The organism is Xenorhabdus sp. KK7.4 (assembly GCF_963876465.1).
Lineage (GTDB): Bacteria > Pseudomonadota > Gammaproteobacteria > Enterobacterales > Enterobacteriaceae > Xenorhabdus > Xenorhabdus stockiae.
The window spans coordinates 262,510-286,640 of record NZ_CAWNQF010000001.1; the positions used below are offsets into that span (position 1 = coordinate 262,510).

At 44.4% G+C, this 24,131-nt stretch carries 21 protein-coding genes; 12 read left to right on the forward strand and 9 right to left on the reverse strand.

Going from position 1 to position 24,131, the window contains the following annotated elements; translation table 11 throughout:
* Positions 1 to 143 precede the first annotated feature (143 nt).
* From rbfA to AACS90_RS01225, 6 genes are all read left to right on the forward strand, one after another.
* A complete protein-coding gene (rbfA, locus tag AACS90_RS01200; protein ID WP_099109403.1) occupies positions 144 to 554 on the forward strand; it encodes a 30S ribosome-binding factor RbfA in 411 nt (136 codons plus the stop codon).
* On the forward strand, positions 554 to 1,513 hold the full coding sequence (gene truB / locus AACS90_RS01205) for a tRNA pseudouridine(55) synthase TruB (RefSeq protein ID WP_099120020.1): 960 nt from the start codon (positions 554 to 556) through the stop codon (positions 1,511 to 1,513). The genes rbfA and truB overlap by 1 nt, the downstream gene beginning before the upstream one ends.
* A 124-nt stretch (positions 1,514 to 1,637) precedes the next feature.
* Complete coding sequence (rpsO, locus tag AACS90_RS01210; RefSeq protein WP_099109405.1) at positions 1,638 to 1,907, forward strand: 30S ribosomal protein S15; 270 nt, start codon at positions 1,638 to 1,640, stop codon at positions 1,905 to 1,907.
* A 298-nt stretch (positions 1,908 to 2,205) separates the two neighbouring features.
* Positions 2,206 to 4,347: a polyribonucleotide nucleotidyltransferase gene (gene pnp, locus AACS90_RS01215; protein ID WP_099120021.1), complete on the forward strand. Its 2,142-nt coding sequence runs from the start codon at positions 2,206 to 2,208 to the stop codon at positions 4,345 to 4,347.
* 184 nt (positions 4,348 to 4,531) lie between these two features.
* Positions 4,532 to 5,419 carry a lipoprotein NlpI gene (nlpI, locus tag AACS90_RS01220; protein WP_099120022.1) on the forward strand — a complete coding sequence of 296 codons (888 nt, stop codon included), beginning with the start codon at positions 4,532 to 4,534 and terminating at the stop codon, positions 5,417 to 5,419.
* A gap of 170 nt (positions 5,420 to 5,589) precedes the next feature.
* Complete coding sequence (locus AACS90_RS01225; RefSeq protein WP_099120023.1) at positions 5,590 to 7,545, forward strand: DEAD/DEAH family ATP-dependent RNA helicase; 1,956 nt, start codon at positions 5,590 to 5,592, stop codon at positions 7,543 to 7,545.
* A gap of 106 nt (positions 7,546 to 7,651) precedes the next feature.
* Here the strand turns inward: AACS90_RS01225 and AACS90_RS01230 are convergent, their stop codons facing one another.
* The 4 genes from AACS90_RS01230 to AACS90_RS01245 all read right to left on the reverse strand — a co-directional run bounded on the left by AACS90_RS01230 (position 7,652) and on the right by AACS90_RS01245 (position 13,845).
* Positions 7,652 to 8,032 (reverse strand): hypothetical protein, encoded by a 381-nt coding sequence (locus AACS90_RS01230; RefSeq protein WP_099120024.1) that lies wholly within the window; start codon positions 8,030 to 8,032, stop codon positions 7,652 to 7,654.
* A gap of 187 nt (positions 8,033 to 8,219) precedes the next feature.
* Positions 8,220 to 8,939, reverse strand: coding sequence for a two-component system response regulator BtsR (gene btsR, locus AACS90_RS01235; RefSeq protein ID WP_099120025.1), 720 nt, complete (start codon positions 8,937 to 8,939; stop codon positions 8,220 to 8,222).
* A 2-nt stretch (positions 8,940 to 8,941) separates the two neighbouring features.
* Entirely contained in the window at positions 8,942 to 10,639 is a 1,698-nt protein-coding gene (locus AACS90_RS01240) for a sensor histidine kinase (RefSeq protein ID WP_099120026.1), read from the reverse strand.
* Positions 10,640 to 10,806: 167 nt separating this feature from the next.
* Positions 10,807 to 13,845 carry an inverse autotransporter beta domain-containing protein gene (locus AACS90_RS01245; RefSeq protein WP_099120027.1) on the reverse strand — a complete coding sequence of 1,013 codons (3,039 nt, stop codon included), beginning with the start codon at positions 13,843 to 13,845 and terminating at the stop codon, positions 10,807 to 10,809.
* Between the two features lie 898 nt (positions 13,846 to 14,743).
* Between AACS90_RS01245 and AACS90_RS01250 the strand changes: the two genes are divergently transcribed.
* From AACS90_RS01250 to AACS90_RS01265, 4 genes are all read left to right on the forward strand, one after another.
* The gene (locus tag AACS90_RS01250; RefSeq protein ID WP_099120028.1) at positions 14,744 to 15,715 is read left to right on the forward strand and encodes an HlyD family secretion protein; all 972 of its coding nucleotides are present in this window, start codon (positions 14,744 to 14,746) and stop codon (positions 15,713 to 15,715) included.
* Positions 15,716 to 15,727: 12 nt separating this feature from the next.
* Positions 15,728 to 16,933, forward strand: a complete 1,206-nt coding sequence (locus tag AACS90_RS01255; protein WP_099120029.1) for an ABC transporter permease — start codon at positions 15,728 to 15,730, stop codon at positions 16,931 to 16,933.
* Positions 16,934 to 16,951: 18 nt separating this feature from the next.
* Entirely contained in the window at positions 16,952 to 18,109 is a 1,158-nt protein-coding gene (locus tag AACS90_RS01260) for an ABC transporter permease (protein ID WP_099120030.1), read from the forward strand.
* Between the two features lie 299 nt (positions 18,110 to 18,408).
* Entirely contained in the window at positions 18,409 to 18,912 is a 504-nt protein-coding gene (locus AACS90_RS01265) for a GNAT family N-acetyltransferase (RefSeq protein ID WP_099120031.1), read from the forward strand.
* 57 nt (positions 18,913 to 18,969) lie between these two features.
* On the opposite strand, the gene AACS90_RS01270 is transcribed toward AACS90_RS01265, so the two are convergent.
* Positions 18,970 to 19,251 carry a GIY-YIG nuclease family protein gene (locus AACS90_RS01270; protein ID WP_099120195.1) on the reverse strand — a complete coding sequence of 94 codons (282 nt, stop codon included), beginning with the start codon at positions 19,249 to 19,251 and terminating at the stop codon, positions 18,970 to 18,972.
* Positions 19,252 to 19,527: 276 nt separating this feature from the next.
* Here AACS90_RS01270 and bhsA point away from each other — a divergent pair, with 276 nt between their 5' ends.
* Both bhsA and AACS90_RS01280 read left to right on the forward strand, forming a co-directional pair.
* Positions 19,528 to 19,779: a multiple stress resistance protein BhsA gene (bhsA, locus tag AACS90_RS01275; protein WP_099120032.1), complete on the forward strand. Its 252-nt coding sequence runs from the start codon at positions 19,528 to 19,530 to the stop codon at positions 19,777 to 19,779.
* Positions 19,780 to 19,891: 112 nt separating this feature from the next.
* A complete protein-coding gene (locus AACS90_RS01280) occupies positions 19,892 to 20,323 on the forward strand; it encodes a YhbP family protein (RefSeq protein ID WP_099120033.1) in 432 nt (143 codons plus the stop codon).
* Between the two features lie 2 nt (positions 20,324 to 20,325).
* Here AACS90_RS01280 and nrdG read toward each other — a convergent pair whose 3' ends face one another.
* The 4 genes from nrdG to pyrI form a co-directional block, all read right to left on the reverse strand.
* Entirely contained in the window at positions 20,326 to 20,790 is a 465-nt protein-coding gene (gene nrdG / locus AACS90_RS01285) for an anaerobic ribonucleoside-triphosphate reductase-activating protein (protein ID WP_099120196.1), read from the reverse strand.
* Positions 20,791 to 20,794: 4 nt separating this feature from the next.
* Positions 20,795 to 22,837 carry an anaerobic ribonucleoside-triphosphate reductase gene (gene nrdD / locus AACS90_RS01290; RefSeq protein ID WP_099120034.1) on the reverse strand — a complete coding sequence of 681 codons (2,043 nt, stop codon included), beginning with the start codon at positions 22,835 to 22,837 and terminating at the stop codon, positions 20,795 to 20,797.
* A gap of 180 nt (positions 22,838 to 23,017) precedes the next feature.
* Positions 23,018 to 23,404, reverse strand: coding sequence for a 2-iminobutanoate/2-iminopropanoate deaminase (gene ridA, locus AACS90_RS01295; RefSeq protein ID WP_086955166.1), 387 nt, complete (start codon positions 23,402 to 23,404; stop codon positions 23,018 to 23,020).
* Positions 23,405 to 23,613: 209 nt separating this feature from the next.
* On the reverse strand, positions 23,614 to 24,090 hold the full coding sequence (gene pyrI / locus AACS90_RS01300; protein ID WP_099120035.1) for an aspartate carbamoyltransferase regulatory subunit: 477 nt from the start codon (positions 24,088 to 24,090) through the stop codon (positions 23,614 to 23,616).
* Positions 24,091 to 24,131: the final 41 nt, after the last annotated feature.

The window sequence follows — 24,131 nt, forward strand, 5'->3', positions numbered from 1 at the left end:
GCATAGATAACCGTATGTTTATAAAAACGGTGACCGGAGTGAACGAGTGCAGTCAACAAAGAGGCAACTTGAAAGACGAAGTGTAGAAATTCATTCCATTCTTGGGGGGCTTCATGCCCCCCAAAATGTCAGGAGATAAAACAATGGCAAGAGAATTCAGTCGTACTCAGCGCGTTGCTCAGGAAATGCAAAAAGAGATTGCCATCATTTTACAGCGTGAAATGAAAGATCCCCGCATCGGTATGGCAACTGTTTCAGGTGTTGAGGTTTCCCGCGATCTGGCTTATGCCAAAGTATTTGTAACTTTTCTGAATGCATTAGTGGACGGACACGATTCAGAGAAAGTTAACCTAGGTATCAAAGCATTGAATGAAGCTTCCGGTTTTATTCGTTCATTGCTGGGTAAAGCGATGCGTTTGCGTGTTATTCCTGAACTGACGTTTTCTTATGACAGTTCTTTGATTGAAGGGATGCGCATGTCAAATCTGGTCACCAACGTCGTGAAAAGTGACGAACAGCGTCGTGCTTCTACGGATCACAACGAGGAAAAATAATGGGGCGTCGTCGTAGGGGTCGTGCGATACACGGCGTACTGTTGCTGGATAAGCCACAGGATATTTCCTCCAATGATGCTTTACAGAAAGTAAGGCGGGTCTTTAATGCCAGTAAAGCGGGCCATACCGGTGCGCTAGACCCGCTGGCAACGGGAATGCTGCCAATTTGCCTTGGTGAAGCGACTAAATTTTCCCAGTTTTTGTTGGATTCAGATAAACGTTATCGGGTCATTGCCCGTCTGGGGCAGCGCACTGATACTTCCGATTCACACGGCAAAATTATTAGTGAACGCGAAATTCAGGTGACTTCCTCTCAGCTTGATGCAGCACTGGAAACATTCCGTGGGGATACCATGCAGGTTCCTTCCATGTACTCTGCATTGAAGCATCAGGGAAAACCGCTGTATGAATATGCCCGTCAGGGTATTGAAATTGAGCGGGAAGCTCGCCCGATTACTGTTTATGAATTACAGTTCATTCGCTGGGAAGGCGATGAGCTGGAGCTGGAAATTCATTGTTCCAAAGGAACCTATATCCGCACCATCATTGATGATTTGGGTGAATTGCTGGGCTGTGGTGCTCATGTTATTTATCTGCGTCGTTTGCAGGTTGCTAATTACCCTAATCACCGCATGGTGACACTGGAACAGCTCTATGCGTTAAAAGAACAGGCTGAAGAACAGCAGATTGAAGCAGGAGAATTGCTCGATCCATTATTATTACCGATGGATACCGCTGTAATGCATTTTCCGGTTATTCAGTTGTCATCTGTTGTTGCTGCTTATTTTAAGCAGGGCCAGCCGGTTCGCAGTCAACATAGCCTGCCATCTGGCGAATGGGTGCGGGTTAATGAAGGTGATGAAAATAAATTCATCGGCATTGCTGTTATTGATGATGATGGACTGGTAGCTCCGCGTCGGCTGGTTGTAGAAACCACCGAAGATGGTGAAATGCATTAAAAGTAGCATTTATGGGGTTATCTTGCGCTTCATCTATTTGCAGCGTAGAATAATGCGCCTGTATATGGGTGGCTGAATTAGAGATCGGCACTCATCATTTTTAAACTATATTTGGAGTTATACTATGTCTCTAAGTACTGAAGCAAAAGCGCAGATTATTGCTGATTTTGGCCGTGGCGCTAACGACAGTGGTTCTAGCGAAGTTCAGATTGCCCTGCTGACTGCACAAATCAACCATCTGCAAGGTCACTTTGCAGAGCACAAAAAAGATCACCACAGCCGTCGTGGTCTGCTGCGTATGGTTGCACAGCGTCGTAAACTGCTGAACTACCTGAAGCGTAAAGATCTGGCATCTTACACCACGCTGATCGAGCGTCTGGGACTGCGTCGCTAATCGATGAGTTTCAGTGGAAAGGGGCCTATCTGGCCCCTTTTCTTCTAGAAAATGGAGATTAAGAAATTTAAGTTCCATTTTTAACTAGTTGAACCTCTTCAGTTACAGTGACTCGCGCGGCTAATGAGAGTACTTAAAAAGACATTTCCGAAAGATTTCAGGTTACACCGCAGCTATTAACGCTGCTACTTGAAAGGTAAAGGGCCTAAGTACTGTCATTAGTCGTGAGGGTGTAGCGAAGAGAACATCCATTGTTGCTGATATTTAAACGTAGCAACACAAACGAAGGAATATTATTTTGCTGAATCCGATTGTTCGTAAATTCCAGTATGGTCAGCACACTGTGACCATCGAAACCGGCATGATGGCTCGTCAAGCGACAGCCGCTGTTATGGTTAATATGGATGACACCGCGGTATTTGTTACCGTTGTTGGTCAGAAAAAAGTGAAACCAGGTCAGGATTTCTTTCCACTGACTGTTAACTATCAAGAACGTACTTATGCGGCTGGCCGTATTCCAGGAAGTTTTTTCCGTCGTGAAGGCCGTCCGGGTGAAGGCGAGACTCTCGTTGCCCGTTTGATCGACCGTCCACTGCGTCCTCTGTTCCCAGAAGGCTTCCTGAACGAAGTTCAAATCATCGCAACCGTTGTTTCCGTAAACCCACAGGTTAACCCGGATATCGTTGCTATGATCGGTTCTTCCGCAGTATTGGCACTGTCTGGTATCCCGTTCAACGGCCCGATTGGTGCAGCGCGTGTTGGTTATATCAATGACCAGTATGTACTGAACCCAACCAGCGATGAACTGAAAAACAGCCGTCTGGATTTGGTTGTTGCAGGTACAAATAACGCTGTACTGATGGTTGAGTCCGAAGCGGAACTGCTGACAGAAGAACAAATGTTGGGTGCGGTTGTATTCGGTCATGAGCAACAACAGATTGTGATTGATAACATCAACGCACTGGTTGCTGAAGCAGGTAAAGAGAAGTGGAATTGGTCACCTGAGCCAGTTAACCAGTCTCTGCATGAGCGTGTGGCTGAGCTGGCAGAAAGCCGTCTGGGTGATGCTTACCGTATCACTGAGAAACAAGATCGTTATGCTCAGGTTGATGCTATCAAAGAAGAAGTAGCAGCAATCATTCTGGCAGAAGCCGCAGAAAAAGATCTGGAGCTGGAAGAGTCAGAAATTCTTGACGTACTGGCTGTTCTGGAGAAAAACGTTGTTCGTAGCCGTGTTCTGCGTGGTGAGCCACGTATTGATGGCCGTGAAAAAGATATGGTTCGTGCACTGGATGTTCGCACTGGCGTCTTGCCACGTACTCATGGCTCATCTCTGTTCACCCGTGGTGAAACTCAGGCGCTGGTTGCAGCAACTCTGGGTACTGAGCGTGATGCACAGGTTATCGATGAACTGATGGGTGAGCGTACAGACCGCTTCCTGTTCCACTACAACTTCCCTCCATACTCTGTAGGTGAAACTGGTATGGTTGGTTCACCAAAACGTCGTGAAATTGGTCACGGTCGTTTGGCGAAGCGTGGTGTTCTGGCAGTAATGCCTAGCATTAATGAATTCCCGTATACCGTGCGTGTCGTTTCTGAAATTACTGAATCCAATGGTTCTTCTTCTATGGCTTCCGTCTGTGGTGCTTCTCTGGCACTGATGGATGCAGGCGTGCCGATTAAAGCCGCAGTTGCTGGTATCGCTATGGGTCTGGTGAAAGAAGGTGAAAACTTTGTGGTTCTGTCTGATATTCTGGGTGATGAAGATCATCTGGGCGACATGGACTTTAAAGTTGCGGGTAGCCGCGATGGTATCAGCGCATTGCAGATGGATATCAAAATTGAAGGTATCACCCGTGAAATCATGCAGATTGCTCTGAATCAGGCTAAAGGTGCCCGTTTACACATCCTGAGCGTAATGGAGCAGGCTATCCAAAGCCCACGTAATGATATCTCTGAATTTGCACCACGCATTCACACCATTAAGATCAATCCAGACAAGATCAAAGATGTGATTGGTAAAGGCGGTTCAGTTATCCGTGCACTGACAGAAGAAACCGGTACAACCATCGAGATCGAAGATGATGGTACTGTGAAGATCGCAGCAACTGACGGCGATAAAGCTCGTCATGCTATCAGCCGTATCGAAGAGATCACTGCTGAGGTTGAAGTTGGCCGCATTTATGCAGGTAAAGTGACTCGTATTGTTGACTTCGGTGCATTCGTTGCTATCGGTGGCGGTAAAGAAGGTCTGGTACATATTTCGCAGATAGCTGACAAGCGTGTAGAGAAAGTGACTGACTATCTGCAGCTGGGTCAGGAAGTTCCGGTCAAGGTACTGGAAATCGATCGTCAGGGTCGTATCCGCCTGAGCATGAAAGAAGCTGTAGCTAATACTGCTGCTGAAGCACCACAATTACCGGAATCATCAGTAGAATAAGTTTGACGTAATGAACGGCGTCCTGTAAAAAGGGCGCGGCTTACCCTGATATATTTCTGCTCACCTCTGGTAGGTGGGCTGAAAAATAAAAGGTAAGCCAATTTTTCTGGCAGGATGCCAGAAATAAACAATGTGGGTGGAGCAACAGGGCATTCTGATTAATGTCTGACTTCGGGAGTAGGAAATGAATTCTTTTCTGCGCTGGTGTTACGTTGCAGCTATTTTTCTCCTTGTGGGATGTGGTGGCAGCACAGGGTGGCGTAAAAATGAAGTTTTTGCTATTCCACTTCAACCGACATTGCAACAAGAGGTTATTCTGGCACGCATGGAACAAATACTTGCGAGCCGTTCTCTCAAGGAAGATGAGTACGCACAGCTTTTATATGAAAGAGGTGTGCTGTATGATAGCCTTGGGCTGAGGGCATTGGCACAGAATGATTTTTCAGTGGCTTTGTCTATCCGTCCTGATATTCCTGAAGTTTTTAACTATTTAGGGATTTATTTTACGCAGGCAGGCAATTTTGATGCTGCCTATGAAGCGTTTGATTCTGTTTTAGAGCTTGATCCAACTTACAACTACGCGCGAATGAATCGCGGCATCGCATTGTACTACGGCGGCCGTTATCGTTTAGCGCAGGATGATCTGCAGGCGTTTTATCAAGACGATCCAAATGATCCCTTCCGTTCGTTGTGGTTGTACCTTGTGGAAGAGAAACTCGATCCCAAGGTTGCAATGACTAGCTTGTCAAATCGTTTTGACAAATCGAACCGGGGGCTATGGGGCTGGAATATCGTTGAATTCTATTTAGGTAAAATCAGTGAAAAAACACTGATGGAACGCCTGAAGCAGGATTCGACAGATAACACTTCGCTCGCTGAGCATCTCAGTGAAACTGACTTCTATTTAGGTAAACATTACCTAAGTCTGGGGGATGAGGATAGCGCGGTTGCGTTATTCAAGCTGACGGTAGCTAACAATGTCCATAACTTTGTTGAGCACCGCTATGCATTGTTGGAATTGGCGCTGCTAGGCCAAAGACAAGATGACTTATCGGAATCGAACCAACAATAGCTGACGAACATTTTCACGACAGATTTTTAAGTCCACATCTTAAGGGGTGGGGGCTTGTTTGTTCGTTTAATAACATAATTTGAGCCAGTTCACATTTTAAATGAAAATGACAGAAATTCTTTTCACTGTGTTATGTAGACTGGCCGCCACGATTAATGAGGCACCATTACATGACCACTGAGACTGAAATCTCTTTTGCTGATTTAGGGTTATCAGCACCTATTCTTTCTGCGTTGCAAGACATGGGCTATGAGAAGCCTTCTCCAATTCAACAGCAATGCATTCCTCACCTATTAAATGGTCGTGACGTGCTGGGTATGGCACAGACTGGTAGTGGTAAAACTGCGGCATTTAGCTTACCTCTACTGCATAATATTGATGCTGAGCTTAGAGCTCCACAGATCCTTGTGTTAGCACCGACCCGTGAACTGGCGGTACAGGTTGCTGAAGCATGTTCAGATTTTTCTAAACACATGCGCAGTGTGAATGTTGTAGCACTTTATGGTGGACAGCGTTATGACGTTCAGCTGCGTGCTTTGCGTCAGGGGCCACAAGTTGTTGTAGGTACACCGGGTCGTCTGCTGGATCACCTGAAGCGTGGTACGCTGGATCTGTCCAACCTGAAAGGTCTGGTACTGGACGAAGCTGACGAAATGCTGCGTATGGGCTTTATCGAAGATGTTGAAAACATCATGAGCCAGATCCCGGCAGAACATCAGACTGCTCTGTTCTCAGCAACTATGCCTGAAGCGATTCGTCGTATTACTCGTCGTTTCATGAAGGAGCCACAGGAAGTTCGTATCCAGTCCAGCGTAACCAACCGTCCGGATATCAGCCAGAGCTACTGGTCTGTTTACGGTGGTGTACGTAAAAACGAAGCACTGGTACGTTTCCTTGAAGCAGAAGATTTTGATGCAGCGATTATTTTCGTACGTACCAAGAATGCAACTCTGGAAGTGGCAGAAACTCTTGAGCGTAACGGCTATAACTCTGCGGCACTGAACGGTGATATGAATCAGGCTCTGCGTGAGCAGACTCTGGAGCGTCTGAAGAACGGTCGTCTGGATATTCTGATCGCGACTGACGTTGCTGCTCGTGGTCTGGACGTTGACCGTATTAGCCTGGTTGTTAACTACGACATCCCAATGGATGCGGAGTCTTATGTACACCGTATCGGTCGTACAGGCCGTGCAGGCCGTGCAGGTCGCGCGCTGTTGTTTGTTGAAAACCGCGAACGTCGTCTGCTGCGTAACATTGAACGTACAATGAAGCTGACAATTCCAGAAGTAGAACTGCCAAATGCAGAACTGCTGAGCCAACGCCGTCTGGAGAAGTTTGCAGGTAACGTTCAGCAGCAGCTGGAAAGCAGCGATCTGGATCAATACCGCGCTCTGCTGTCTAAGCTGGGTACCGGTGAAGAACTGGATATGGAAACACTGGCAGCAGCACTGCTGAAAATGGCACAGGGTGAACGCCCACTGATCCTGCCACCAGATCCTGTCCGTCGTCCTCGTCGTGAATTCAATGATCGTGATGACCGTCGCCGTAATGGTAATAGCTTCGGTGAGCGTGATCGCGGTGACCGTGGCGATAGAGGTGACAGAGGCGACCGTGGTGATCGTCCTCGTCGTGAGCGTCGTGATGTTGGCGATATGGAACTGTACCGTATTGAAGTGGGCCGTGATGATGGTGTTGAAGTTCGCCACATTGTTGGTGCGATTGCTAACGAAGGTGATATCAGCAGCCGTTACATCGGTAACATCAAACTGTTCGCAACTCACTCTACCATTGAGCTGCCAAAAGGTATGCCGGGAGATCTGCTGTCGCACTTCACTCGTACCCGTATTCTGAACAAGCCACTGAATATGCAGCTGTTAGGTGATGCACAGCCATTTGAACGTCGTGAGCGTCGTGGTGGTGGTCGTAACGGCGGTAATGGTGGTAACGGCGGTAACGGTGCACGTCGTGATCGTGACGGTTTTGGCAACGGCAACGGTGGTGGTCGTCGCTTTAATAACAATGAACGTCGTGGTGGCGGTGAGCGCGGTTCTTTCCGTGGCCGTGGCAATGATGATTTCAACGGTGGTCAGCGTCGCCGCCAGCAACCAAGCAATGGTAACGTGTAATACACCATTGAGTGTTGCTTTGTGTTAGTGATAACGCATTGAAATATTAGATAGAAAGAAGCCCTTTCTTCTTATTGGAGAAAGGGCTTTTCTTTTTTTATTCAGGCTATTTCTGGTCCAGAATATCTTTAACTTCCGCATCTGAAAGTAAGCACTCACCTTGATGGATAATCATTTTTTGGATAATTGCTCTGGAGACAACATACGTAATTTCCAGTAATACCCGTTCTTCTACGGAGCAAAGGCCACCTTCGGATTGTTCCAATGGATGAATAAGTAGCCGATGTCTGCGCCCAAGAAATCTCTCAATAAATCGCATCAGACCATGTTGTTTAAACAACGAATCCAATTGCAGCTTTGCATCATAGAAATCCCCAACCAATAAGCGAGAAGTGCTGAAATTTCCTGTAATACTCAGTTCTTTTTGATTATTGAGATTTTTCAGGGTCATTTGATTGGTTTTAATTTTCAGGTAGAGATCGACCATACATATCCTTATTTGATTTTGGCTTATACACTTCGTCTTTCAAGTTGCCTCTTTGTTGGCTACGCTCACTCACCCCAATCACCGTTTTTATAAACATACGGTTATCTATGCTCCCGGGAATGAGTTCCCTTGCCGCCGCGATGCATTTTGAAATCCATTGTGTATAGATAGGGTGCAGACAAAATGATTAATTCAATCCCAGTTCTTCTTTAAGCGGTTTTAAATAACGGCGGCTGACGGGAATACGTGCATCATTGCGTAAAACTAATTCTGCATGACCGTTTTCCCCGAAAACAATTTCCCGCAGATGTGTCATATTGACCAGATACTGGCGATGACAGCGGGTCAGGGGAGTACGGGTTTCCAGTGTACGCAGAGTTAATTCCGTAAAACCCTCTTGCCCATTGGTGTTCATCACATAGACACCACTCATGCGTGAAGTGATGTATAACACCTCATCCAGTTGCATCAGCCATATCCGGCTGTGTCCTGTGCAGGGAATATATTTCAGCTGCTCACTTTCTGGCTGTAAGTCTGCCAGATGCTGTTTTTGATAGCCTGAACGCAGTCGCTGTAATGTTTTGCTCAACCGCTCTTTTTCCAGCGGCTTTAGCAGATAATCAAAGGCGTGTTCCTCAAATGCTTGTATCGCATATTCATCAAAAGCCGTGAGAAAAACGATATAGGGGCGGTGTTCCGGGTCGAGCATACCTACCATTTCCAGCCCGGTAATGCGGGGCATCTGAATATCAAGGAAAACCACATCAGGTTTCAGGCGATGAATAGCACCAATTGCTTCTACTGCATTGGCGCATTCACCAATGATTTGAATATCCGTTTCTTCTGCCAGTAGGCAGCGTAGATTTTCGCGAGCCAGTGGCTCATCATCAACAATCAATACATTCATATTTACGTTTTCTTATCAGCTTCTTCTTCCAATGGTAAACACAAAATGACACGGGTAAATTCTTCTGGCTGGCAATCAACACGGACGCCATAGTGCTCACCGTAGCGAAGTCGCAGCCGTTTATCTACCAGACTCATCCCAAGCCCATCCCCCAATTTTTGTGGGCAATACAACCCTGCATTATCTTCAATTTCAACCAATAACAGATTGGTTTGCTGGTAGGCTCTAATCGTAATTCTTCCCGTATCCAGTAACTGTGATGTGCCATGTTTAATTGCATTTTCGACCATCGGTTGCAGGGAAAATGCGGGTAATCTGGCGTAGCGCAGTGATTCCGGGATATCTATGGTTATCTGGAGGCGTTCACAGAAGCGCGCTTTTTCAATCTGTAAGTAAGCATTCACATGCTCTATTTCATTTTGCAGTGTGGCAATGTCTTCCGGACGTTTCAGATTTTTGCGGAAAAATGTTGAAAGGTACTGTACGAGCTGGCCTGCCTGTTGGCTATCACGTCGTATTACGGCCTGCAATGTATTCAGGGCATTAAATAAAAAGTGAGGATTTACTTGCGCGTGAAGCAGCTTTACTTCTGATTGCAGCAAAGATTGTTTATTCCGCTCATACTGCCCGGCAAGAATTTGGGCTGAAAGCAGGCTGGCAATCCCTTCCCCTAACGTCCGGTTAATTGAACTGAATAAGCGGTTTTTGGCTTCGTACAATTTGATTGTACCGATGACTTGCTGATTTTCACCCCGAAGAGGGATAACCAATGCTGAACCAAGCTTACAAGTGGGGTTTAGAGAGCAACAATAAGGGATTTCATTGCCATCGGCATAGACGACCTCATTATTGGCTATTGCGCGATGTGATTGCTCAGAGGCAATGGGAGTGCCCGGCAGATGATGGTCTGAGCCAATCCCAATAAACGCCAGTAACTTATCCCGATCTGTAATTGCCACAGCACCGATTTCTAGTTCCTGATAGATGACTTTTGCCACACGCATACTGTTAATTTCATTAAATCCCTTCAGTAATATACCTTCGGTACACACTGCAATTTTCAAAGCCTGAGCAGAAAAGGCACTGGTATATTTTTCAAAGATAGCCCGCCTGTCCAGCAAGATACGGATAAACATGGCAGCGCCGATACTGTTGGCGATAATCATCGGAGCGGCAATATTTTTTACTAACTGGAGTGCTTCACTGAAGGGGTTAGTAAACAGCAGAATAATTCCCATTTGGGCACATTCTGCAAAAAAAGTCACAATAGCCGCAGTCCATAAATTAAGTAATTTATTGATCCTGCCGCGCTTCATTAAATAAATATGGACAAAACCGCCAAGTACGCCTTCTATGATTGTTGATACCATACAGCTGAATGCGGTCATTCCACCCAGAGAATAGCGATGTAATCCCCCGGTGAATCCGACCATTGCCCCAACAGTCGGCCCACCAAGTAAACCACCGAGCACAGCGCCGATAGCGCGGGTATTGGCGATAGAATCATTCACATTCAGGCCAAAATAGGTTCCCATCACGCAGAAGATGGAAAAGATGACATAACACATCAGCTTGTGAGGTAAGCGAACACTCACTTGCAGTAGAGGGATGAACAGAGGTGTTTTACTCAACAGCCAGGCAATTACCAGATAAATACACATCTGCTGGAGAAGTAATAACACGAGGTTAAATTCATACATTTTTTTTCACAGTGGATTTGATAATTATAAATAAATTTATACAGTTATTATCAAAGTTTGAATTTAACATCGTCAATAGAATAGCGGGAATTAACGTAATTTTGGATGGAAAGCAGGTAATCCGCCCTGAGCAGGGCGGATTTTTGCTCGGAAAATGAGCAGAAGGACTATATACAGATAACGTAATCGGTCACTGTTTCGTTGATAACATGCGCTGTTCCGTCATCAATATTGACGGCAAAATGGGCATTTTTACCGTCTCCATCTATTCCTGGTGTTGAAGAACGATAAGAACGGAATTGTGGCCATCCGTACAGATCATGCATTTCATTCTTCTGGTGGATTTGGTACAGGTTGAGCAGATCTTCTTTTGTCGGTAATTCTTTATGTATTTTATGGCAATACCACACGGATCCCTGATAAATACGGCGCGGCCAGTGTTCACCATTTTCGGTGTATGTCGTCATTCCTTTCATCCCCATAGCATCCAGTTCTGCTTGTAGCAGAGGTCGGCTAAAGACACGTCCATTCGCCCCTGTCGCTGTATCGGCCATATGTCCCCAGAAACTTGCATATTGAGAATCAGGGCTGGTTGCAACGGTAAAGATAACATTCTTAGTTTGCAGTGCTGAAACGCCATATCCTGCTACTTGTAATGTTGTTTTGACCCCCAGACCATGTGGATCGGTGAGGGGAAGGGATAATGTGCCATTATCACCAGTGACTCCCTGATAGTGACCGGCATTACCATTGATCTGTAGTGTCACTGCCTGATGAATGTTCTGACGATTCAGTGCCTCAGTGGTTTTTACCTCTATCGGAACATTCCTTACGGGTTGGCCGTGATTGAATGTCTGCACACTCAGAGTGATTGTTTCGCCTTTTTTAGCTTTGCCAGTATTGATGGTGACTTTCAGATTATCTGCAATGCCTTTGATTTTGCCGCCTTCTGTGCCGCCATAGGTATAATTACCCTGTTCCTGGCCCATACTGGTATCAATCATTTTTGTATTTCCAGTAATATTAAGCCCATTTTGTGCCTGAACAACGAGAGCCTTGACTCTGCCTGCATCTTCCAGTGTCAGTGTATAAGCGGGGATTTTACCTGATTCAGTAATTGTTGAGCCTTTAGTAATATCAATATTTCCTTTATCTCCCCACACATAGCGTGATTTGTCTGTACTTTCTCCACTGTTGGCATTGAAGGTATAGGTTGCTTTGAGAGTGTGGCCCATTTCCAGTCGGCCTGACATTCTGACATCTTTAATGATGGGTTTATCAGGATGGAAGAACGTGATCTCTATTGGTGTGAAATTCAGCTTTTTGAATTTAGCGGTTACTGTCAGTACACCTATTTTTTCGCCAGCAGTGAGTAATGCTTCATAGGTGCCCGGTTGAGTTTCTTTGATTTTTCCAATTGTTGGCGCTTTCCCTGCCCCACTTAGTTCGCTGCTGACGAATTTGAGATCTTCTGCAGAGTCAGGAATCGGGTTGCCATTGCCATCTCGTAGCATCAATTTAAGTGTGGTGCTGGAACGACCATCAGCGGACAGCTCGTGATCTCTTGCTGTGAATGTTGATTTATCAACGCTTGCCTCTGCTTGTAGCACCTGAATCTGAGTCTCTGCCCGTTTGGAAGCATTATCATGTTCATCATAAGCAATCGCGCTTATGGTATAAGCATTGTTACCACTATGGTGATACTTAGGTAGTGTCAGCAGGTAGAGCTTGTCACTTTGGCGTTCAATTTTACCCCCATTGGCGAGCAGGCTTGCTGCATCCCACTGAATCGTTTTCAATCCATATTTGCTGTTTACACTAATATGAATTGGTTTTATTTCACCGGCATGACCGGAAATCAGGCTATCTAATGTCAGGCGGATAACTTCACGTTTACGGTATTCCAGAACGATTTGGTTATTACGATCAATGAGATCATAACGGCTACCCTGTAGAGTATGACTGAAACCAACGGCATCAGGATTAATCTGTTTTGACCACGGAGTACCGATTTCATAATTCATTTCTAAATTGAACTGCGTATCTCCATTGCCGGACATATCCTGTTTGCGGTCGATACCAAAAGTCAGTAGTGGTATAGGGGTATAGTTAATGCCTGCGGTAAACGCAGCCGGGTTTTTCCCGCGGTGATTTTTATTGATTAATCCGACTTCATTACCGAAATATTGTTCATATACCAGCTTACCCCCAAGCTGCGGCAGAGTGGGGATATAACCCTGTGCTCTCAGATCGAACCCATTAGCAGGGCGTTCATCATAATCTTTCAGGAAGCGTGATTCTTTCCAGTTACTTAAGCGTAAATAGCCGTTAATTCCCAGTTTCAGATAATTGCGAGTATATTCTGCACCGAGGCCAAACCGGGTATTATTTCCGGTAAAATCGTGATCCAGAAAAGCGTTGTAGCCCAACATCCAGCTATCAAAAAACTGTCGTTGCCCGACACCGAAATTAATGGTGTTGCGTTTATCAATACGGCGTAAGCCAAACTGAGTAAAATTTATTTTACTCTCGCTATCATACAGAGGCAGCAACATATCGAGCTGACTGCCATCCAGATGACCACGTCGATCAATATTAGCCTGTACCCGCGCTGTACCATAATGCCCCAACCAATTCTGGAGTTGTTGATTAGCTTCGCCTACAGCCAGATTACTTAACTGATTGATTGCGCTGTTGCCTACGTTATCGCTGCTCAGTATTTCTCCGATGCGAGTGGCGGAATTTGCCAGAGCGTTGCCGGTGCCATTGGTTTCGGAGGACGGCCCTGATTCCATCTGCCCAGATTCAACCGGCCTTGATACGAATTGTGCCGATGAAAAGTAATTGAAGGGTAAATACTTATTAGGGCGAGGTTTGGGAACGTTAATCTCATCACCTGCACTAAGTTCTGAAAATGGCTTATGGAAAGCGTGTAACTGATTTATTTCTTTAAGTTGATCAATAGTGAAACTATAGCGTTTAGCAATTGTGTAAATAGTCTCTCCTGGCTTCAGAATATAAGACTCTGTCGGTATTGCTATCAAAGGAGCATATTGAGAAGTCGTCAGTGTTTCAGCCATGGCGATAGTGGGAGCAAATGCGCCAGCCAGTGGAAACGAAAACTGGGCAATAATGTTTACCCAGGCTACTCGTTTCAGCACGGTTTGCTGATTTTTTACCCACGGCTCATCAAATTTTTTATACATAAATATTAGACCTGTAACAGTAAAAGCGTCAGGTGATGACGGTATAAAAGAATGGCAAAGTGACATTACCTTATTTAAGGCATCACAAATGAGCTAGCAAAAATTCTGTTAGCTAATTAATGCACGGATTATTTATCTGGCATATATAATATATATGGTTTTTTATTCCAGCATAAATTTATTTTTTGGTCAACACCACTTTCTATATTAGCTGTTTAAGATAAAAAAAGAGAGCCAGAAATAGAATAATTAAGAAGTAATTTATACCTGTTTCATTATTTTGCAACACTTTGATTTTATGGATTATATCAATTGTCCCATAGCGTTGCAGAGCGCCTATTTACATGATAAGGAATTATCTGATGAAGGAATAAAATAATTCTAAATATAATGAATTTTTTGACAATTAAATATCTATTGCTAATTATTACTGGTTTTTGTTTTCATTTTCATTTTATTAAGTATTGCTACTTTGATTTATTATCGAAATGTATTTAGATGCAAAGAAAAATAAGGGCGATTCTTTTATTTATAATAAAATATTAATTGATAAGTTAATTTTAATTATAAAAAGTATTAAGTAAGGAAATTCGACTCTGAAAATTGATTAATTCTCTTCCATGCCGCCCCTAAAAATTGATTAGGTATATAATGTTATAAATGATTGAGCAAAGTATTTAACTTTTGTCAATGATGAAGCGCACGAATTTCTAAAAAGGATTTGTGAAAATAGTGTCACACTAGGCAACTAATCGTCATTCGATAAGAAACGAATCATAGAGATTAGGGGTTAAAACGACAGATTAAGACAGTGTCGTTGAATGGGTGCAGCAAACTTAATGCCGTAAATCTCCGACGAGTTTTGTTCGGGTAGTATGTTTGGAGCTTACAAAACATAATGAAGAAAAGAACACTTTTCACAATATTGCTGATTATTTTTCTGACTGCAATGGCTGTACTTTTTCGTTCACATCATCAGGATTTATTGTTACAGGGAGAGGTAGACGCTCCTGAAGTCATCATTACATCCAAAGCATCCGGACGTGTAGCCGCGCTTCACGTTAGGAGAGGTGACGATGTTAAAGCAGGGCAATTGCTGATTAGTCTTGATGGCCCTGAATTGGCTGCAAAAGTTGCCGCCGCTCAGGCAGCCCGTGATCAGGCCAAAGCAAAACTCGATTTATCCATCAGTGGTACACGGGAAGAGAATATCCGTAGTCTGGAAGCTGCATTTTTACAGGCAGAATTTGGCTATAACAATGCAAAGCGTGAATTTGTACGGCTGAGCAATATTTCAGTTAAAGGCTATTCATCCGCCAGTGAACTGGATAATGCCCGAAATGCCCGCGATATCGCCTATCAGAAAATGTTGGCAGCGAAAGCAGAGCTGGAAGCGGGAAAAAATGGCGATCGTATTGAACTGAGGCAACAGTATCAGGCTGCACTGAATGAAGCGGAAGAAAAATTACGGGAATTAATAATCCAGAGTAATGATTTACAGGTAACAGCACCTGTTGCTGGTGAAATCGGGCCACTTCCGGCAGAAGTCGGTCAGCTTTTTAATGCAGGTAGCCCACTGGCAACCCTCGTACGTATTCCCGAAACCTACTTCGTCTATAACCTGCGTGAAGATATTCTGGCTAAAGTACGCAAAGGTGACAAAGTTAAACTGCGTATACCGGCGCTGGATAACAAAGAGGTTGAGGCAGAAGTGCGTTATATCGCGCCAATGGGAGATTATGCGACAAAACGTGCAACCCGTGCGACAGGGGACTTCGATCTGAGAACATTTGAAGTACGTTTATACCCATCACAACCGGTTGATGGTCTGCGCCCCGGTATGAGTGCGTTATGGCTCTGGGGTCGCTAAGGTGGCAGGCTGATGAACAGAAAAGGTGGATGGTTTGGTGTTAAATGGAGCAGCTTCGGATGGAATAGTTTTAGGTGGCATGCTCATGAATGGAATATCTTCAAACAGGCCTTTAATAAGGAACTGAAGGTTGCATCCCGTAGCCCGGTTTTTCACTGGCTGAGTTGGCTGTTTCCGTTGTTGCTGTTTATCTTAATCAGTGCCACCTTTTCGGAAGGGACGCTGTTAAACCTGCCTGTTTCAGCAGTGGATAATGATCACAGTTCCTTATCACGATCGTTGATTCGTAATCTGAATGCAGCGCCCCATGCAGATATCAAAACTTATAATGGTGGTCTGGCTGAGTCATTAGAGCGTTTGGGTAGCGCAGAGGATTATGCTCTGCTCTATCTTCCCTTTGATCTTGAAAAAGATGCGCTGAGTGGGAAACAGCCAACGGTGAGGATGTATTACAATGCGCTGTTTTATGGTGCGGGTCGTTATGCGTCTGTGGATTTCAGTGGGTTGATGGCAGAAACGAATGCCAAATATCGCAGTGTCATCGCATCTGAAATTGGCCGTCAACTCCCTCCGCTTGCCAGAGCGACCATGTCTTATGACAGTCTGTTCAATGCCAGTGGCAGCTATATTTACTATCAGCAATTCGCTGCAACCATCCATTTATTACAGCTTTTTGTTGTAACCGGTACGATTTATACCATGGCGAGAGGTAAACACCTCCTGAGCGAAAAATCTTTTGTACCGGCTTTAATAGGGAAACTGGCCCCGCATACAGTCACTTTTACCCTGTTGTTGATGGTAGAAATCATGGCGCTGGTGGCATTTTCTGATGCCAAAGTCGCAGGCAACCCGCTCTATATGCCTGTGGTCGGGTTTTTCTATGTGATTGCAGCTCAAAGTATTGGCCTGTTGCTGTTTACTTTTACCAACAGTGCAATAACGGCTTATACCCTGATTGGGATGCTGGTGAGTATCGCAATGTCGTTTTCCGGTATGGTTATGCCTGAATTATCGATGGTGTGGCCAGCAAGGCTTATTTCAAATCTGGAACCGTTAACCCATGCTTTAAATGCGATGTTCGATATTTTCTTACGGGAAGTGTCATTAAAAATCATCGTTTACGTTTGCATGTTACTGGCAATTTACCCTTTGGTTTGTGCCTTGCTGGTTCGCAATCGCCTGTGGAAACGGCTTAGTCAGTCTGGGGAGAGCCTATAATGCAGGGGAAGCCGGAAAATGAATAACTGGAAAATGTACTGGCAGACTTTCCGCACGGTATTGTTGTCAATGTTGGAAAAACCCATGTGGCTGATGTTGATTGTTTCTCTGTGCGTCATGAGTCTGGTTTACGTTAAACCCACATTATGGGATCTGCCCGTCGCAGTTATTGATCAGGATAATAGCCATATGAGCCGTGCGCTGATCCGTCACGTTGATGCGACAGCAAAAGTAGAAACCAAAAATTATGCCAGTCTCGCGGATGCCCGTGCTGACATGCTGCATCGGGAAATATTTGCCATTATCATCATCCCGACAGATTTCGAGAAGCGTCTTTTAGGCGGGAAAAACGTGACAGTTCCGGTTTATGGTGATGCGACTAACCGTCTGGCTAACGGAGAGATTCAACAGGATTTGATACTGGCTTACCAAAAGTTACTATCAGAATACAATACAAAATTACTTTTGAAGTCAGGGTTCAGTACAGAACAGGTGAAGGTTCTGCTACAGCCAATCAAAGGAGAAACAGTCGGATTATTCAATCCGGGGGTGAGTTATGCCGCCATTGTTTTCCCCGGATTATTAGTCATGCTTTTGCAGCACTCCCTACTGATAGCCAGTGTGCGTGTCAGCATCGCTATACGTGAAACCCCCAAAGGCAAGCCCCCGCTACCTGTCTATCTGGGAGCGCTGTCCGCACTGTTGCCTATCTGGTTGTTTTTATCTGTCATCTTTTTTGTGCTATGGCCGTGGATTCTGGGATACAGGCAGGATGCACCAATTTATCAATTACTATTAATGACTTTTCCATTCCTGCTGGCGGTACTGGGGCTGGGCAAACTGGTTACAGAGTGCTTACGCAGCGTGGAAATGATTTATCTGACACTGGCATTTATTACTACACCAGTATTTTATATTTCCGGCACCACCTGGCCCATACAGGCAATGCCAGATTGGGTAAGGGTAATCTCATCCGCTTTACCATCCACATGGGCAACCAAAATTATCGCAGGGATGAACCAAATGAATATGCCTTTGCAAAGTATGCTAGGGGATATCGCGATGATCCTACTCCTAGGGGTTATCTATATGATCTTGGGGATCTTGGTTGGGATGCTACGTAATGGTGAATTACGGGAGCTGAGAGGATTTATGAAACACCTGAGAAGGAAATAATAATAATCTCGAATTATCGTCAGAGAGATAGTGAAAATATATTGATTTGGGACAGGTTCCGTGTAAAGGTTTCAGGTGCTGATTTACTGCATCTCAATACCAATTTTTATGATGGATTTTTGAGATAGCATCAGGAAATATCTCAGTATTTTGGCAGAATAACAAATTCCTTTTTATGAAAAAGGAACTGGCTTGTATTAGGTTAAATCCACTATCCATTTTGATTTATTATAGTTAGCTGAATTTATCAAAATGGAACAGAAAGAGGGCGCTGATCAGCACGATCGCGCGTTATCGTCATGTTAATCAGGGTCGAAATTCCGGTTGATGCTATGGGGATTGATCGCTTGTTGCGGGAATCCTTTGAGACATCGGCAGAAGCTGAGTTAGTCCACAAGCTAAGAGAAGATGGCTTGTTGACACTGGGTGTTGTTGCGACTGACGATGAAGGTCACGTGATTGGCTATGTTGGTTTTACACCGGTTGATGTCAATGGACAGGATCATAACTGGGTTGGGTTAGCGCCATTGGCGGTGGCCGAATCGTACCGTCGTCAGGGGATTGGCGAGAAGCTGGTATATGAAGGCTTGGACAGCCTGAATGAATTCGGCTATGGGGCAGTTGTTGTACTTGGTGAGCCTGAATATTATCAGAGATTTGGTTTCAGGCTTGCTGAAGAGTATCAACTACATTGCCAGTGGCCTGGTTGTGAACGATATTTTCAGGTTTACACACTAGCAGATGTCTCGCTGGATGATTGCCATGGTCTGGTCACGTATTCCCGTCATTTTGCTGACGTATGACATGTTACCGGTATTCTTATGGCAACACGTAAGTTAACAAAACTCAGTTAACAGAACCTATGATAGGTAGGTAACTATACAGACAGGCTGGACAGTCACCAGCCTTTCTTTTTGCTGCTTACTCAGTTGTTTTACCCGATATTCCAGTCTCAAAGCCGTACTCCTGTCTGGCACTGCGCTATGATAGACCAACGTTAATGGCCCTTTTCCTTTCAGCGCTTTTGCTCCTTTTCCGGCTGTATGCTGAGCCAGACGGCGAGAAACATCTGTCGTAATTCCAGTATATAATGAACCATTCCGCATTTTTATCAGGTAAAGATACCAATCAGATTCTTTAATATTCATTACTTTTCTTAAGTTATTTCCAATGTATTAATAACAATAAAGATTAATGCATTTATTGGCTATCATCCTAATGACTACATTTCTACAATTATAACTTATGGATTATATTAAATTATATGTCTATTCACCGTAGGTTAGCATTTTTTCAATTCAAAATTATTGAATAAGAATAGCAGTAATTGCTAATTATCATTTTTCTGATAAGCGTATAAATTGATCCGCATCACAAAGGGTAACTCCTATATTTACAAGTAGTCAGAGGATTTAAAGATGAAAAACGTGAAATTTATTGCTGCCGTGTTGTCATTAAGTGCTATTTCATTTGGTTCATTTGCAGCAACCGAAGTTAAAAGTGCTGATGGAGAGAAGATTGGTGTGGTTTCTGTAGCAGGAGCGGAAACGCTGGATAGTCTGACTGAGGCATTATCCAAAAAAGCTGATAAAGCTGGAGCCCAATCTTTCCGTATTATTTCTGCAACCGGCAAAAATAAATTGTATGGTGTTGCTGAAATCTATAAATAACTTATAGTTATCCCAGACTATACTTATTTATTAGATAAATATCAGAACACGTAACTGGAAGCTATCCAGCGTGTTCTGATTAAAAGGCAGAAATATAACGGTATATAAACAGATGGAATCGGATAAAAAAAAATTAATAATATGTCAGTATCTTGCTAATCAACATGTCTTCACACTTTGTACTTCTTCATCTCAGGATCTCTGGTGTGCCAGTTGTTTCTATCTCTTTGACGCTGAAAAAATGGTTCTTTGGTTTATGACTGAAGCTGACACGCGTCACGGTAAAATAATGCAGGAAAATGCCATCGTGGCGGGAACGATTGCAGAGCAAACGCACAATATTTCCCAGATCAAAGGTATTCAGTTTCGTGGTGAGGTTGTTGCTCTGACAGGTAAAGATGAAACTGTTGCCAGAGCGGCTTATTGCCACCAGTTTCCTGTTGCGATAACGGCAAAAACACCTATCTGGCAATTGAACCTGAATGAGATCAAAATGGTGGATAATTCGCTTGGTTTTGGCAAAAAATTATACTGGCGGCGTTAATATCAGCGCAGATAGTGAATCACCTGATTACGGCTGCCCCGCCAGATCAGCATCGGATCCTGTTGTTCCTGTTCAAATTTCCCGTCAACTAACACATTAATATGGCTGACAATCTCCTGCTGAAGTTCATTTAATTCGTCGAGAACATAGCCTGTCCATAGCCAGATATCTTTATCCGGGCACTCTCTTTTGACCCGTTTGACCAGCCTGAGAATTGCTGCTGTGTTATCGGGATGAAGCGGATCGCCACCGGATAATGATAGCCCTTGTCGCCTGATACGATAATCATTCAGATCAGCAATGAGCTGATTTTCAACTGCCAGAGTGAAAGGATGACCAGAATCAATCCGCCACGTCGTCTGGTTATAGCAGCCACGACACTGATGGGAGCAACCCGCGACAAACAGAGTGCAGCGGGTTCCGGGGCCGTTGACCACATCGACCGGATAATATTGATGATAATTCATGATATTAGCCAATATGCCCATGATTGAGATGTTTAATGCGGCGTTTTACCTCTTCCTGTTTACCCGTATTAAATGGGCGGGCATCAGGACTGCCAAGATATCCGCAAACCCGTCTTATCACGGAAACCTCGGCTGAATTATGATTACCACAAGCAGGGCAGGTAAAGCCTTTACTGGTACAGGAAAACTCTCCGGTAAAACCGCATTGATAGCATTCATCAATCGGGGTATTGGTTCCATAATAAGGAACACGGGAATAACTGTAATCCCATACATCTTCCAGTGCCTTTAAATTATGTTGTAGGTTGGGATATTCGCCGTAGCAGATAAAACCACCATTCGCCAACGGAGGGTATGGTGCTTCAAAATCCAGTTTATCGTAAGGATTGACCTTCTTCTCTACATCCAAATGGAAGCTGTTTGTGTAATAGCCTTTATCTGTAACTCCGCTGATTACGCCGAACTCAGCGACATCAAGACGACAAAAACGGTCACATAAACTCTCGCTCGGCGTACTGTATAAGCTGAAGCCATAGCCGGTTTGCTGTTTCCATTCATCGGTGGCTTTACGCAGATGTTTAACGATAACGAGTGCTTTTTGCCGGCGCTGTTCATTATCAAATAGATGAGTATGGTTACCATATAACGCATTAATCGTTTCATGGATACCGATATACCCTAACGAAATAGAAGCCCGCCCATGTTTGAAGATTTCGGCAACACTGTCATCTTCTTTTAGTCTTACGCCACAGGCTCCTTCCATATAAAGAATAGGGGCAACCCGTGCTTTGGTACTTTCCAGTCGCTCAATGCGCGTCATTAGTGCTTTTCTGGCAACCAGCAAGCGTTGATCTAATAACTGCCAGAAACGCATTTCATTACCTTTTGCTTCAATTGCAATACGGGGAAGATTCAGGCTGATAACTCCCAGGTTATTGCGCCCGGCATGAATTTGCTGCCCATTCTTTTCATAAACGCCCAGAAAACTTCGGCAACCCATCGGAGTTTTGAATGATCCGGTGACTTTAATCACCTGATCGTAATTCAGAATATCGGGATACATACGCTTGCTGGCACATTCCAGCGCCAATAATTTGATGTCATAGTTGGGATCGCCAAACCGGTGATTCAGCCCATCACGGATGGCAAAAACCAGTTTTGGGAATACTGCCGTTTTGCGGTTTTTACCCAGACCAGCGAGGCGATTGCGTAAAATAGCCGTCTGAATTAAACGGGATTCTTCTGATGTTCCCAGCCCAAACCCGAATGTTACAAACGGCGTTTGCCCATTGGCGGTATGCAGCGTATTCACTTCATATTCCAGAGACTGGAACGCGTCGTAACATTCCTTTTCCGTGCGGGATTCTGCGTAAGCTTTCTTATCTGCGATTTGCCACTCTTCAGCAATAATCAGGTGCTTGTGATAGCTGGCTTTAACAAAGGGCGCAAGCACTTCATCAATGCGGTCAATGGTTGTGCCGCCATAAATATGACTGGCGACCTGAGCAATAATTTGGGCTGTGACGGCAGTCGCTGTGGAGATCGACTTTGGCGGCTCAATTTCAGCATTTCCCATCTTAAAGCCGTGGGTCAGCATCCCTGCTAAATCGACCAACATGCAGTTAAACATCGGGAAAAATGGCGCATAATCCAGATCATGGTAGTGAATTTCGCCTTTCTCATGTGCCAGAACGACATCACTCGGCAGCATATGCTGTTTGGCATACTGTCTGGCAACGATCCCCGCCAGCAAATCACGCTGAGTAGGGATCACTCTGGCATCTTTATTCGCATTTTCATTGAGTAAAGGAAGATCACTTTGCTCGATCAGTCCGCGTATTTCCTGATCTAGACGATCATGCCATCCGTGGAGAGTATTTTCCTCGATGTTAACCAGATGGTCATTACGCTGCATCACAACCGTTTTCACAATAGGGTTCCTCAGTATGTTATCCACCAGATAAATCGTAACGACTATTGCAGTGCCTATCACAACGACAGTTGCATAATGGCTAGTTTTTAACTTTGTGTGGATAACCTTGTGCATAAGCACTATATGTAGTGATTATTTTATATTTAAGCACAATATGTGGAATTTTGAAGCGAATATACCGCTCAATAAATTGATCTGAGACAAAGAAAGGGAAAGTTGTTCTGGAAAGAGATATAGGCAAAAAAGAGCAACCAACCCCAATATTGAGCCTATCAGGGTTGATAACGCTATGAATTAGCTACGTACTGCAATCGCTTCGATTTCGATTTTTACATCTTTTGGCAGACGAGCAACTTCAACACATGAACGTGCAGGGAATGGCGCGTTATGTTCAGTGAAGAACGCTTCATAAGCGGCATTCACAACAGTGAAGTCATTCAGGTCTTTAACAAACACAGTCGTTTTCACAATATTGGCAACTTTCAGGCCAGACTGCTCAATGATGGCTTTAACGTTTTCCAGTGACTGGCGAGTTTGTGCAGTAATATCTTCAGAAACAGCCCCTGTTTTTGGATCAACAGGGATTTGGCCGGAAGTAATAACCATGCTGCCCAGATCAACACCCTGAACATAAGGGCCGATTGCGGCTGGTGCATTTTCGGTATGAATGGAACGTGACATTAGGAACTCCTGTTTAACGTCAGAATTAAAGATACCCGTCGTCTTTCAAGTTGCCTCTTTGTTGGCTGCACTCGCGCACCCCAGTCGCATAGTTATCTATGCTCAGGGGATTTTCTCCTTTGCCGCCGCGATACAACTCGAAATCCATAGGGTATATGTTGAGAAGGCTTTATTATAGTGTCACTCGGCCCGGCATCAACTGCGGGATCTTAATCGTTGTTGATAACAGCCTGACGATCAAACTCTTTCTCACAGTACTTGCAGCGAACGATAACATCATTTGCCGTTTCCATGACATGGAAGCTGCTTTCTACAGGCTCATTATGGCTGATGCAGTTACCATTAGGGCAGACAAGGATACTGTCAATCTGTTCTGGCAGGTTGATTGGCATTTTCTTCACGACGACATAATTTTCAATGTTATTGACGGTTGCATGTGGGGCATACATAGCGAGCTGGTTTGCCTGCTGGGCTGTCAGGAAGGTATTTTCGAGTTTGATCAGATCTTTCTTTCCTAAGTGATTGGAAGGCAAATTCAGGCCAATAGTAATACGCTGATCAGTTTCTGTGAGTTTGAAGAGAGACAATAATTTAAAACCGACCTGAGCCGGAATATGGTCGATAACTGTGCCGCATTTAATGGCTTCTACTTGCAGCTGATGGTCTTGTGGATGCTCTTGAGTCATGTTGTGTTGTGAATACCGTCTGGTATTCTTCCTCCGGATAT